Genomic DNA, 13,131 nt, shown 5'->3' with positions numbered 1-13,131 from the left:
ATGCTCACGCGTATAGAGACGGCGCTGCGCCGCTGGCGCCGGCGATTCAGCCGCAGTGAATGGATGGTGCGCCTCCTCAAGCTCCCCACCAGCAAGTGCCCCCCCAGCGCTCACGGCCTAGTACTCATCCAAATAGATGGTCTCGCTTATCCGCAATTGCAAAAAGCCCTGGCGAAGAATCGCATGCCTTTCCTGCAACGCCTGATCCGCAAGGAGCATTACCATCTGGAGCATATGTTTCCCGGTGTTCCCTCCACCACCCCGGCTGTGCAGGCGGAACTCTTTTACGGCGTGCGAGCCGCCGTACCCGCTTTTGCCTTTATGATGCGCGATACGCAGCAACTGGTACGTATGTATGATCCAGACGCAGCAACACGGGTTGAAGCCCGCTTGCAAAACATCGCTTCCGATCCGCTACTCAAAGGTGGCTCTTCTTATTTAAGCCTGTTTCGCGCCGGCACGGATGAGGGTGAGGCCCATTTTTGTCCAGCCTCCCTTGGCTGGGGACCGGCACTCCGCAACGCCAGCCCGTGGAAGCTATTGGCCCTTCTGGCGAGCAATCTTTGGGGGCTCTTGCGCACAGCCGGCCTGCTGATTGTGGAGACCGTACTGGCACTGGTGGATCTGGTGCGCGGTGTTATCCAAGGGCAGAACTTCCTGCGCGAACTCATGTTCGTACCCACCCGGGTTGCGGTTACTATCCTGATGCGCGAATTGTGCACCTTCGGCGTCAAGATGGATATTGCCCGCGGCATGCCGGTGATCTATATCAACCTGCTCGGTTACGACGAACAATCTCACCGCCGCGGCCCCGACTCCGCCTTCGCCCACTGGACACTCAAAGGCATAGACGACGCCATAGGGCGCATCTGGCGCGCCGCGCACCGGTCCGAGCGGCGACACTATGACGTCTGGATATTCTCCGATCACGGCCAGGAGCATACGGAACCCTACGAAACCCGCTACGGTCGCACTCTGGGCGAAGCCCTGACCGAAGCCCTATCCGAACTGCCCGGCCTTCCCAGGGAGTACCGGTCCGCCGGCCGCCGCGCCGTACAGCTGGAGCCAGCGCGCCTCTTTGGCGCCGAATGGATCGAAAAATTTATTCCGGGCGAAGGCCCGGAACATCCACACAGCCAATCCCCTCTGGCACTGACAGGGCTGGGGCCCATGGCCATGCTCTACAACCTGCACCTGGGCGGGGTACCGCCAGCTCAGGTGGCGCAGCGGATCGTCGAGCGGGCTGGTGTCCCTCTGGTCCTCTACCGCTCCGGCCCGGAAGATGGGGCGCCGGTGCACGGCTGGTGTAAAGACGGGCCGGTAAAACTGCCTGAGGACGGCCTCCGCCTGATGGGGGAAGATCACCCTTTTGCTGCGGAAACCACCGCAGATCTGGTCCAACTGTGCCGCCACCCGGACGCCGGGGACTTTATTATGTGCGGCTGGTGTGCCGGTGAACGTCCCATGACCTTTGCGGTGGAAAACGGCAGCCACGGCGGGCCCGGCCCCAACGAAACCCACGCCTTCGCCCTACTGCCCGCGGACTTCCTTCCGCCGGAACAAGGCTACTGGCGCGCGGAAGACCTGCGCCGCTGCGCGCAAACATTCCTGCGCGAGATAGAGACACCACCCGCGCCGCGCCCACAGACAGCAAAGACTCTGCGGGTAATGACCTACAACGTGCACAGCTGCCTGGGGTTGGACGGCAAATATTCCCCGCGGCGTGTCGCCCGCATTATCGCCCGCTATCGGCCAGATGTAGTGGCGCTGCAGGAACTGGATGTCACCCGCTCCCGCAGCGGCGGTGTGAATCAGGCCGAGCAGATCGCCAAGTACCTGGCGATGGATTACCACTTCCACCCGGCGATTCACATGGAAAATGAGCGCTACGGCGATGCAATTCTCAGCCGCCTGCCAATGCGCCTGGTCAAAAAAGGCATACTGCCCGGCCCGCCGCCGCGCAGCGGCGTGCGCCTGGTACCCAAGGTGATCGAACCCCGCGGCGCCATATGGATAGAAGTGCAACTGGAAGGAGAAAAGCTACAGATACTCAATACCCATTTGGGACTGGATAAGCTCGAACGGCTGCGGCAGATAGATACGCTGCTAGGCCCCGAATGGCTGGCACACATCGACTGCCAGGGCCCCACAATACTGATGGGAGATTTCAACGCCCTGCCCAACTCGGTGGAATACAAGCGCCTTTGCGGCCGCCTCCACGACGTACAATTGCACGCGCCGCGCCACAAACCCAAAGGTACCTTCCCCAGCCGCATGAAGCAGGTCCGTATCGATTACATTTTTGTAGAAAGGCACCTCAGGGTGAAGAAAACCCTGGTGCCGCGCAACGAACTGACCAAGTTAGCCTCGGACCATCTGCCTCTGATCGCAGACATTCAACTGCCGTAAAGCAGCTGGTACACAGAACCAAGGGCGAAAGGCAGCGACTCTATTCCTATTTTTTGTGGCCAAATCACTGCAACGCTGGCAGCTGGTCAAGGAAATCGTCAACGAACGGCCTGTTGACTTGATGGTCCAATCTAGCGGCTATATGATTCAATACAATTGTTCACTAGCAGGAGTCGCTAATGCAGCCGCAAATATACACACAGTCCGGAGCGCTGGACCGCCAGGATACGGCCAAGGTTCTGCGCAACACCTACGCCCTATTGGCGATGACCGTACTCTTCAGTGCCGTGACCGCCGGTATCGCGCTGGCGCTGGACATGGGTCGCGGTATGGGCCTTATCTGCTCCATCGCTGCCCTGGTACTCATCTGGTTCGTGCTGCCGCGCACCGCCAACTCTGCCTCGGGTATCGGAGTGGTATTCGCCTTTACCGGTCTGCTGGGCGCTTCTCTCGGCCCGATGCTCAAGCATTATCTCGGCCTCGCCGGGGGCGGCCAGATCGTCATGCAGGCACTGGGAACCACGGCGCTGATTTTCTTCGCCCTGTCCGCCTATGTTCTAACCACCCGCAAGGATTTCAGCTTTATGGGCGGCTTCCTTTTCGTGGGGCTGATCGGTGTGCTGGTGTGTAGCCTGGGCATGGTGATCGCCGGTTTCTTTGGTGTATATATGCCCCTGGCCAGCGTAGTATTAAGTGGTGTAATCGCCCTGCTGTTTTCCGGCTTTATCCTCTTCGATACCAGCCGGATTATCCACGGTGGTGAAACCAACTACCTGATGGCCACCACTGCGCTGTACCTGGATATCCTGAACCTGTTTACCAGCCTGCTGCACATCTTCGGCTTCGCTTCCGACGATTAATCCGCAGCCCTGCTTTCAGGTCCACCCAATGCCCCGCTTGTGCGGGGCATTTTAATTGCCAAGCCTATGAAATTTGCCCTAGCCGTCCACTCAGCCCCGCACACATCCCAGTCCGCGGCCAGCGCACTGCGGTTCGCCCGCGCTCTGCTCGCCCAGGGCCACGAACTCTACCGGGTGTTCTTTTACTGCGACGGTGTGCACAACGGCAGTGTCCTGGCCGCACCGCCACAGGATGAGGCAGACTTGGTCGGCGAATGGCAGGCGCTGCAACAAGCCCACGGTCTGGACCTGGTGGTCTGCATCGCCGCGGCCCAGCGCCGGGGCGTATTAAGCGAATCCGAAGCCGGACGCTTGGAAAAATCAGCAGCAAACCTGGCACCCGGTTTCGAGCTGGCCGGCCTCGGCCAGTTGGCTGACGCAATCGCCAATGCCGACCGGCTGGTAACCTTTGGAGGCTGACACGGTGGAGGGAAAAAGCACACTGGCACTTTGCCGCCAGCCGCCCTACGGCAATGCCCTGGCCCGCGAAGGACTGGAAGCCGTGCTTGCCGCCGCGGCAATGGACTTGGTACCAGACCTGTTATTTCTATCAGACGGTGTTTTTCAGCTGCTCGACAACCAGTCCCCCGCTGAAATACACCAAAAAAGCCTGCAGCGAAACCTACAGGCACTCCCAATGTTTGGCATCGAACAAATCTTCGTCTGTGGGCGCAGCCTCATTGAGCGCGGCATCAGTGCGGATCAAATTACGATCCCTGGCGTGGAAGTGCGCCAAGTACAGGATACCGGTAAGCTAATCGCCGCTTACGATACGGTTTTGAGTTTCTGAAAATGACTCTGCATATCGTCAGTAAATCTCCCTACGGCTGTAACGCCCTGACCGAGTGCCTCGCCACCTTTGCCGAGGGCGATGTACTGCTGTTGATTGAAGATGGTGTCTACGCTCTGACCGACCACAAGTGGGAAGCGGCCCCCGCGGGGTCTGTCTACTGCCTGAGAGCAGATGCGGAAGCCCGCGGAATCGCGATACCGGAAAAGGTCGAGGGCATTGATGACACCCGCTGGGTAGAGCTCTGTACCCGGCACAATCCCATTGTCAGTTGGTACAAGTGATGAACAAGCTCCTGGTGCAAGGGCGCGAAATTGCGCTGGACAAAGAGGGCTACCTGCGCAATCTGGAAGACTGGAGCCCTGCGGTAGCCGAACAACTCGCGGGTGCCGAAAAAATTGAGCTCACAGAAGCACACTGGGAAGTCATCCGGCTGTTGCAAGCCTTCTACAAAGAGTTCGAGCTGTCCCCGGCAATGCGCCCGCTGGTGAAGTACATCGGCCAGCACCTGGGGGCTGAAAAAGGGAAAAGCATCTACCTGATGCAGCTGTTTCCCCCCAGCCCAGCAAAGGTGGCAAGCAAAATCGCCGGACTGCCGAAGCCGACAAACTGCCTGTAGCCCCCCCTCGCCCGTCAGATATGCACAATCACGCGCCGCCTGCCGCGGCAGTGCCTGTGCTCCCACAAATAGATGCCCTGCCAGGTGCCCAACAGCAGGCGCCCGCCTTTCACTGGAATAGAGAGGCTCGTTGCCGTCAACGCCGCTTTGATATGCGCCGGCATATCGTCGGGCCCCTCAAGCGTGTGTGTATAGAGCCTGTCACCTTCGGGTACCAGCCGGTTCAGCCAGTTTTCCAGGTCTGTGCGCGCCGAAGGGTCAGCGTTCTCCTGGATCAGCAAGCTGGCGGAGGTATGCTGGATAAACAAGGTGCACAGCCCTTCATCGACATTCTGCTTCGCCAGCCATTCAGCCACCTGCGCGGTGAATTCGTGCAAACCCTGCCCCCGTACCGGGATGCTAAGCTCCCCTATCGCCATAGAGATTCCTCAATGCTTTTCTTACAATGCGCGCCCGCTTACTGATCCAGCACGGCATTTTAATATGGCTATACATCGCGTTAACACCGGAGACTATGAAAACCAGCTGCGGCAAAAGGCCGAACGGCTGCGCGAGGCCTACAGCGGCTATACGGACCTGGAACCGGAAGTTTTCCCGTCACCGCCGATCCACTACCGCCTGCGGGCCGAGTTCAAGATCTGGCAGGAAGGCGGCCGCGCCCACTACGCCATGTACCGCCAAGGTGAGTACAAAAAGCCATTTGTTATCGAGGAATTCACCGTCGGCTCCGAGCTGATCAATAACCTGATGCCAAGGCTACTAACCGCAGTCAACGACAGTGAAGTATTGCGTAAAAGGCTGTTCTCAGCGGAATTCCTGACCACCTTGAGCGGTGACGCACTGATCACCCTGATCTACCACAAGAAATTGGATGATGCCTGGGTGGCGGAAGCCCGTGCATTGCAAGAAAAACTCGGCTACCCGGTTCTCGGCCGCTCACGCAGGCAAAAGCTCGTACTGGAGCGGGACTATGTCACCGAAGCGCTGAAAATAGGTAATAAAACCTATCACTACAAGCAGGTAGAAGGCAGTTTTACCCAGCCCAACGGCGAAATCTGCCGCGCCATGATCCAGTGGGCCAAAGATGCCTGCGGCGATAGCGGGGGTGACCTGCTGGAGCTTTATTGCGGCAATGGCAACTTCACCATTCCCCTGGCTGAACATTTCAACAAGGTGCTGGCAACAGAGATTTCGAAGGTTTCGGTCAATGCGGCGCAGGAAAACATCCGCATGAACGGCGTAAGCAATCTAAACATCGTGCGCCTGTCCAGCGAGGAGTTTACCCAAGCCATTGACCGGGTGCGGCCCTTCCGAAGACTACGGGACATCGACCTGGACAGCTACGACTTTTCCACGGTGCTGGTGGACCCGCCGCGGGCCGGCCTGGACGCGGAGACCTGTGCCATGGTCGCGCGCTTTCCGCGTATTCTGTACATCTCCTGCAACCCCCATACACAGCTGGACAATCTAAAGGCTCTGAGCAAGACACACAGAATTGAGCGCTTTGCCTTATTCGATCAGTTTCCCTATACGGAACATACTGAAACGGGATTGTTACTGGTGCGAAAATAGGCGCGGCGCAAAAGCCGCACCGACAGAGCAGCGATCAAGCCTGGGAACCTCTGATCCATGCGCACTGCAACTGTGGCCGCCCCGGTCCGCCAAGGAAGCGCGATTCTTTCACAAAGGGAACCTCTGATTAATTCGAGGGGATACTACGGTGGGTTCCGGGGCACTCAGGCAACAGGATGGGTATTTCGAAAACGCACAAGTACTTCCCTGTAGCTCCGTCGGATACATCCCTGTATCCGACGGTTTCGAAATATCCATCCTATCACCTGAGCTTCTCATCCACGAAGAATCTCTGCCCCCAGAACGTGAATTAATCAGAGTTTCCAAAGGTCGCGGATACCCCCGGCCCCTGGCACCGTAACACCGCACACCTGTCAGAAGGTGCGACCCAAAATCCGCCGCGCCGCATCCAGGGCAAAATCCCGGTACTCATCTTCGATTTTTGCCATTTCGCGCTCAAACTGAAACTGCTTTTTGCGCGGCAGTTTTTTCCATTCCTTCAGGATTGGAATATGGCTGGTTTTCTCAGCGACCGTATAAAAAACCACAAATTCCTCGCGGACGCCCTGCTCCACCTGCAGGGCATCCAACAGTACGCGAATACGGATCGACGCCTCCGTCAGCCCTACACCATCATCCAACAATGTGCGCGCAATTATCTGAATACTGTCGTTAACCCGCTGGCGCTGGTCTGCAGCGGCCTGTTCCAACTCCGCCAGCTGCTGCGCCTGCTGTTTTTGTGCAAGATGCAGTTTGCGCAGGTAATAACCAGCCACCACCGCCAAGGCAAATACGATCAGGGCGGCCACAATCAGTACCCAAACGGGAAAAACATTCATTGGAAAAACACCTCTAACAACGCCAGCCCTAGGCTCGCGGTAATAATGGAAAGGAGTGTACTGAGGGCAACAACATTGGCGGCAAGCTGACTATTGCCACCCATTGCGCGCGCCATAATAAAGGAAACCGTGGCGCTCGGCGTACAGGCAAGCAATAACAACACCCCCATGGACTGTGCCGGCAGCTGAAAAAGCCAACCGGCGGTGAGCATGACTGCGGGCACCAGCACTAATTTGAAGCCGACCGCCCCCAAAGCGGCCAGGGAGCTGCGGCGCAACAGGCTAAAATCCAGACTGGCACCGATGCACAAGAGCGCCACCGGAAGCGTAATCGATGCCAGGTATTCCCCTGTTTGCAGCAATATCTGCGGCAGCGCCAATGCCAGTTGTTTACAGATCAGCGCCAGCACTATGGCAATAATCAGTGGATTCTGGGCAATATCTCTCGCCAGTTTGCGCCAACTGAACTTGATATCCTGGCTGTACACTGAGAACAAAATGACGGCTGCCAGGTTGTAGACGATTGTCACCACCGCCATCAGCAGCGCCGCCTGCGCCAATCCACTATTGCCGTAAGCATTGGCCGCCCAGGCGAGGCCGATAATTCCCAAATTGCCGCGAAAGGCGCCCTGAATAAATGCACTGCGATCCCCCCGTGTCAGCGGTCGCGCCGCCAGCCATGCGAGAGGAATGGTCACCAGGGTACCGATCAATCCCGCCGCCAGCAGCGGCAGTTCGCGCCGAAGCTCCGCCTCTGCGGTAAAAATATTGATAAACAGCAATATCGGCAGAGTGATCAGAAACACCAGGCGCGACGAGTCGTCGACAAAGGCGCGCCGCAACAAACCGATCTTCGCCAGCCAGTAACCGATAATCAGCGTCAGAAAAATCGGCCCGGTAACAGAGAAAGCAAAGGAAAATGTCTCCATCTGGCTCAGCCGCCGTCCGCTTCCGGCTCTGGCAGAGCTGCCTGTTCCTCCGCCGCCGCGCGCTCGCGCAGCTCCGCGGCAATCTGCTTGCGAGTGCGGGCACCCAGCTTGCGCAGGCTGTCGATACGCTTGACCGCATTGCCGCGGCCGGTGGCCAGGCGCTTATAGGTCTGGTCATAGGCATCCTGCGCCTGGCGCAGGCGCCCTCCCAGTTCATCGAGTGATTCCAGTACCATGGCGAACTGATCGTGCAGTTTGCCCGCTTCCTCGGCAATCTTCTCCGCGTTTTTATTTTGTTTCTCATAACGCCAGATATTCTCCACCGTGCGCAAGGTGGCCATCAGGCTGGTGGGGCTTACCAGCACGATCTGGCGTTCATAGGCAAAGCGGAACAACTCCGGGTCCGCCTGCATTGCCAGCATGTATGCCGCTTCGATGGGAACAAAAATAAAAACGAAGTCCAGTGTGCGCACACCTTCCAACTGCTCGTAGGCTTTTTTATTAAGGCCTGTAATGTGGGCGCGCAGGGAGTTCACATGCTGCTTCAGTGCCCGGGCCCGCTCCTCTTCAGTTTCCGCGGCGCTGTAACGCTCGTAATCCACCAGTGAAACCTTGGCATCGATAATCAGATCCTTGTTCTCCGGCAGGCGCACGATCACGTCCGGCTGGCGGCGGCGGCCATCTTGGGTAATGGTCACCTGGGTCTCGTACTCGCGCCCTTTTTGCAGCCCAGACTCCTCCAGCAACCGCTCCAGCACCACCTCGCCCCAGTTTCCTTGAATCTTGCGATCCCCCTTCAGGGCCGAGGTCAGATTCAACGCCTCCTCGCTGATCCGCTGTGTCTGTTCACGCAGTGCCTTTATCTGCCCCAACAGGCTATTGCGCTCCGCGTTTTCGCGGTCGTAGACATGTTCCACCCGCTTGCGGAACTCTCCCAGCTGGCGCTCCAACGGGTCCAGGCTCTTGCGCAGGCTGTCCTCGCTGCGGCGCACAAACACCTGTTGCTTTTCCTCGAAAATGCGATTGGCCAGATTTTCAAACTGTTCCGCCATGGCCCTGCGGGTCTGCTCGAGCAGCGCCTGCTGCTCTTTCAGGGCCGCCTCATTTTTTTCCACCAGCACCTGACTGCGGGTCAGACGTTGCAATTTGTCCGCAAGATCCTCGCGCAGCCTTTTCACCTCACCCTCGAGCTGAGTCTCGCGCTCGCGGCTGCTGTCCAAGCGCGCTTCCACGATCTTCAGTTCCGCCCCGGCAGCCTGCAACTCCGCCTCTGTCTGTGCAAGCCGGCGCCCCAGCGCCGCTCTCGCCAGCCACGCGGTCAAAACGACGAGTATCGCCACGGCGGCGGCGAGCAAAATAACGAGATCCAGGCTTAACTGCAGCGGAAACAATTCCATATAAAACTCTTGGATTTGAGGTATTCTTTTCTGACCGGATTGAGCAGTCGGGATTAATTTGTGAACAATGACGGAAGCCGCGTATTCTAACAGCTTGCCCCCCAGCGCGCTGATCTTCGATTCCGGAGTGGGCGCCATCAGCATAGCGCGGGAGATACGCCGCCTGCTGCCCGGTCTAACCCTGCACTTTGGTATAGACAACGGCTTTTATCCCTACGGTATTAAAAGCGAAGACGAGTTGCGCCCGCGTATCGTCGATCAAGCCTACAGAATGATGTCCCGCTGTCGAGCCGACATCCTCGTAGTCGGCTGTAATACGGCCAGCACCCTGGCCCTGCCGCAGCTGCGGGAAGTGCTCACTGAACCAGTGGTTGGTGTCGTACCGGCCATCAAGCCGGCGGCGGCGGCAACCCAGACACGCACCATCGCCCTGATAGCTACCCAGGGAACCGTAAACCGCAACTACACCCGTGAACTGATCGAGCAGTTCGCCAACGGCAACCGCGTTATCAATGTGCCGGCTCCGGAACTGGTACACCTGGCCGAAGCCAAGCTCCGCGGCGAAACGGTAACCGCAGAAGCATTGACGCCCGTACTGGCGCGGATTTTTCACACTGCCGGTGGCGACAAGGTGGACATCGCCGTGCTGGCCTGCACCCACTTTCCACTGCTCCGCGAAGAGCTCGATCGCTTCGCACCGCGCCGCATTCAATGGCTGGATTCCGGAGAGGCAATCGCGCGGCGGGTGCGTTGGTGGCTCGAAGAGCTGAACCTGAAGACCGGCGCACAACCGGAGCAAAGCCTGCTGTTGACCAGTGCCCCCGATCCCGGCGGCCGCATTGCCGGCGCTTTTTCCGAATTTGCCCCCCTGCTGATTTCCAGCGGTTCACCCGCTTGACACCTGCCAGCGAAACCGGGTTAATCCAAGCGACACGTAAAACCGAAATCCTGATTCCATGCTGCAACCGGCATTCCCCGCCCTGGATATCCTTGCCGAGCTTCCCCCGGGAGGCCTGCTCCTAACGCCAAACAACCGCTTGCGCAACCGCTGTCAGCAAGTCTTTGCAGCCCAGCAGCCGCCCGGTGGCAGCTGGGTACCACCGCCGGTGGAATCCCTTTCAGGCTGGCTGGATAAACTGTGGGATGACTTGCAGCAACGCGGCTGGAAACCCGCCATGAAACGGCTGCTGAACCGCGAGCAACGGGAACTGCTGTGGCAGCGGGCCCTGGATGAAGCCCTTGAGCGCCCGCTGTTGAACGCGCCGCAGCTTTGTCGGGATGCGGACAACGCCCTGGCACAACTGCTTCAGTGGCAGCTGGTGGACGATATTGAACAACTGGATACGGCGCTGGACCCGCTGCTGGAACGCTTCGCACTGACCCTGAATAAAGATCAGTATCCGCTCTTTGCAATGATCCGCAGCTTCGCCCGGCAACTTCACAATCACCAGGCGATCACACCGGATCAGCGCGACCAGCTGATTCTGCGCGCCCTGCGCGAGCATGTCCTGCAACCACTGCCGCGCATCGACACCGCGGGGTTCGCGCAGATGCCGCCGCTGGCGGCAGCCATCATTCACAGTGCGGCGGACAAAGTGGTCAAACACCAGTCCAGTCAACGCCGTGCGGAAATCCGCCGCGCCCCCTGCCGCGACCTGGAAGACGAACTCTATCAGGCCGCCCGTTGGGCCGCGCAAAAACTGGCGCACTCTCCCAACGCCAGTGTCGGTATCGTGGTCAACAATCTGGGGCAGTGTCGCGCCCAGGTTGAGGCCGTCTTCGCCCGCGTACTGGAGCCACAGTTCCTAAGTCCTGCCCAGCACCGCTACACCCTGCCGTTTAACTTCTCCGCCGGCACACCACTGGCCCAGACACCGGTCGGGAGTGCAGCCCTGCAACTGTTGGAACTGCTGCGGGACGACTGGGACTGCACCCAGCTCAGAAACCTGCTCTTCAACCCTTTCTGGCATACCCCCGATGAAGCGGAAACGGATGGCCTCTGGCTCAGAAGTGCCCTTTTCCGCCGCCTGCAACAACTCGAGCTGCGACGTATCGATGGCGCCACGCTCCGCTACTGGGCCGAGCGCACAGCGGAAAAACTGGGGCTGGAAACCGCACAGCTGCCGCGCCAACTGGAACAGATCGGTGACCGGCAGCGCCGCTGGCAGCGTGCTCCGGCGGAAATTTGGGCGGTGCGATTTTCCGAGGTGCTCGCAATCCTCGGCTGGCCCGGCTGCCGCAACCCGGACAGCCAGGAATATCAGCAGCTGCAACAGTGGGAAAGCGCGCTCGAAGACTTGGCCGCCCTGTCCGAGTTTGCCGGCAGCCTCAGTCTGGCCCAAGCCCTGCAGCAACTGCGCCAGATCGCCAGCCGGACCCCCTTTCAGGCAGAGACCCGCGACGGGCCACTGCAGATTCTCGGCGTGCTCGAAGCCGGCGGTCTCGCCTTCGATCACCTGCGCCTGGTGGGATTCGGCCAACAGCAATGGCCGCCGGTACCCAATCCCAACCCACTGTTGCCCATCCAGTGGCAGAAACACTGGAAAATGCCCCGCGCCACCGCCGAGCGGGAGCTAGAGCTGGCCACTGAGCTGACCGCCGACCTGCTCAACGCCAGCCCGGAAATCGTCGTCAGCTATGCCTGCGAAGAAGATGGCGTCGCACAGGAACTCAGCCCCCTGTTCGGCAAGCTGGAAACAGCAGGTCCAGTGGATGGCGACCCTCTGAGCACGCACTGCGAACAACTTGCCGCCGCAGTGGCGCTGGAGAAAATCACCGACGACCGCCTTCCGCCTCTAACCCCGGCAGACTGCCGGCGCGTGCGGGGCGGCGCCTCGGTACTCCAGGCCCAAGCCCGCTGCCCTCTCAACGCGCAGCTGCGCCACCGCCTTGGCGCCGTGGAATTCCAGCTGCCGGATATAGGTCCCAGTCCCGCCGAGCGCGGCAATATCGTGCATCAGGTACTGGCGGAGTTCTGGCAACAGTGCGGCGATTCCGTGCGGCTCCAGTCCGTGGACAGCGAAGCGCGCCAAGGGATCATAGATGCGGCCATAGACCGCTCACTGCGCGGCGCACGCAAAAAGCACGGACAACTGCCCGCGGGCTTCTGGGACATGGAGAAACAGCGGCTACAGCGCCTGCTCCAGCAATGGCTACAACTGGAAGCCGCGCGCCCTGCCTTTGCGGTGGAAAACATCGAATGGGAACAGCAGGTGGAAATCGGCGGACTCAAATTCAGCCTGCGCCTAGACCGCCTCGACCAGCTCGCCAGCGGCGAGCAGCTGGTTATCGATTACAAAACCGGCCAACCAAATATCAACGACTGGCTCAGCGAGCGTATTCGCGAACCCCAGTTACCCCTCTATGCCCTGACCCAACCTAAAGCCCGTGCCATCGCCTTTGCTCAAGTGCGTACCAACGATTGCAAATGGAATGGCTGCGGCGACCTGCAAGACCCCATCGACGGGATCAAGGCTGTTGTCGATACCCAGAAAGACGCCCCCTACAGCACTTGGCAGGAGTTGAACGACCGCTGGCGGCAGAGCCTGCAAATGCTGGCCGAGGAATACCGCAGCGGGACCGCCACCCTGATCTTTGATCGCCCCGCGGACAACGATCCGCAACTCTGGCCCCTCAACCGCTGGCCGGAACGGGAACAGGACCGCTAACTGAAAACT

Annotated in this window: 13 protein-coding genes; 9 read left to right on the top strand and 4 right to left on the bottom strand. The window is 59.3% G+C overall.

Annotation, left to right across the window (positions count from 1 at the left end; all coding sequences use genetic code 11):
- The 6 genes from A3224_RS07705 (at position 1) to A3224_RS07680 (ending at position 4,717) form a co-directional block, all read left to right on the top strand.
- On the top strand, positions 1 to 2,409 hold the full coding sequence (locus tag A3224_RS07705; protein WP_067157664.1) for an endonuclease/exonuclease/phosphatase family protein: 2,409 nt from the start codon (positions 1 to 3) through the stop codon (positions 2,407 to 2,409).
- 179 nt (positions 2,410 to 2,588) lie between these two features.
- Positions 2,589 to 3,269, top strand: coding sequence for a Bax inhibitor-1/YccA family protein (locus A3224_RS07700; protein ID WP_067153152.1), 681 nt, complete (start codon positions 2,589 to 2,591; stop codon positions 3,267 to 3,269).
- Between the two features lie 66 nt (positions 3,270 to 3,335).
- Positions 3,336 to 3,728, top strand: coding sequence for a sulfurtransferase complex subunit TusD (tusD, locus tag A3224_RS07695; protein WP_067153150.1), 393 nt, complete (start codon positions 3,336 to 3,338; stop codon positions 3,726 to 3,728).
- Between the two features lie 4 nt (positions 3,729 to 3,732).
- Positions 3,733 to 4,098 carry a sulfurtransferase complex subunit TusC gene (gene tusC / locus A3224_RS07690; protein ID WP_067157663.1) on the top strand — a complete coding sequence of 122 codons (366 nt, stop codon included), beginning with the start codon at positions 3,733 to 3,735 and terminating at the stop codon, positions 4,096 to 4,098.
- A 2-nt stretch (positions 4,099 to 4,100) separates the two neighbouring features.
- Positions 4,101 to 4,382, top strand: a complete 282-nt coding sequence (gene tusB, locus A3224_RS07685) for a sulfurtransferase complex subunit TusB (protein ID WP_067153148.1) — start codon at positions 4,101 to 4,103, stop codon at positions 4,380 to 4,382.
- Positions 4,382 to 4,717 carry a TusE/DsrC/DsvC family sulfur relay protein gene (locus A3224_RS07680; RefSeq protein ID WP_067153146.1) on the top strand — a complete coding sequence of 112 codons (336 nt, stop codon included), beginning with the start codon at positions 4,382 to 4,384 and terminating at the stop codon, positions 4,715 to 4,717. The genes tusB and A3224_RS07680 overlap by 1 nt, the downstream gene beginning before the upstream one ends.
- A 14-nt stretch (positions 4,718 to 4,731) precedes the next feature.
- On the opposite strand, the gene A3224_RS07675 is transcribed toward A3224_RS07680, so the two are convergent.
- Entirely contained in the window at positions 4,732 to 5,136 is a 405-nt protein-coding gene (locus A3224_RS07675) for a secondary thiamine-phosphate synthase enzyme YjbQ (protein ID WP_067153144.1), read from the bottom strand.
- Between the two features lie 64 nt (positions 5,137 to 5,200).
- On the opposite strand from A3224_RS07675, the gene trmA reads away from it, so the two are divergent.
- A complete protein-coding gene (gene trmA, locus A3224_RS07670; RefSeq protein ID WP_067153142.1) occupies positions 5,201 to 6,289 on the top strand; it encodes a tRNA (uridine(54)-C5)-methyltransferase TrmA in 1,089 nt (362 codons plus the stop codon).
- Between the two features lie 374 nt (positions 6,290 to 6,663).
- Here the strand turns inward: trmA and A3224_RS07665 are convergent, their stop codons facing one another.
- From A3224_RS07665 to rmuC, 3 genes are read right to left on the bottom strand one after another with little or no spacing between them, the layout of a single operon-like run.
- Entirely contained in the window at positions 6,664 to 7,128 is a 465-nt protein-coding gene (locus A3224_RS07665) for a DUF2489 domain-containing protein (RefSeq protein WP_067153140.1), read from the bottom strand.
- Complete coding sequence (locus A3224_RS07660; RefSeq protein ID WP_067153138.1) at positions 7,125 to 8,057, bottom strand: AEC family transporter; 933 nt, start codon at positions 8,055 to 8,057, stop codon at positions 7,125 to 7,127. Before A3224_RS07660 ends, A3224_RS07665 begins: the two co-directional genes overlap by 4 nt.
- A gap of 5 nt (positions 8,058 to 8,062) precedes the next feature.
- Positions 8,063 to 9,454 (bottom strand): DNA recombination protein RmuC, encoded by a 1,392-nt coding sequence (gene rmuC, locus A3224_RS07655; RefSeq protein WP_067153136.1) that lies wholly within the window; start codon positions 9,452 to 9,454, stop codon positions 8,063 to 8,065.
- 67 nt (positions 9,455 to 9,521) lie between these two features.
- Between rmuC and murI the strand changes: the two genes are divergently transcribed.
- Both murI and A3224_RS07645 read left to right on the top strand, forming a co-directional pair.
- Entirely contained in the window at positions 9,522 to 10,352 is an 831-nt protein-coding gene (murI, locus tag A3224_RS07650) for a glutamate racemase (protein ID WP_067153134.1), read from the top strand.
- Positions 10,353 to 10,410: 58 nt separating this feature from the next.
- On the top strand, positions 10,411 to 13,122 hold the full coding sequence (locus A3224_RS07645) for a PD-(D/E)XK nuclease family protein (RefSeq protein ID WP_067153132.1): 2,712 nt from the start codon (positions 10,411 to 10,413) through the stop codon (positions 13,120 to 13,122).
- Positions 13,123 to 13,131 lie beyond the last annotated feature (9 nt).

It is taken from the genome of Microbulbifer thermotolerans, assembly GCF_001617625.1.
Taxonomy (GTDB): Bacteria; Pseudomonadota; Gammaproteobacteria; order Pseudomonadales; family Cellvibrionaceae; genus Microbulbifer; species Microbulbifer thermotolerans.
Note: the sequence above shows the minus strand (reverse complement) of the source record. Positions and strands in the feature narration are given on the sequence as shown.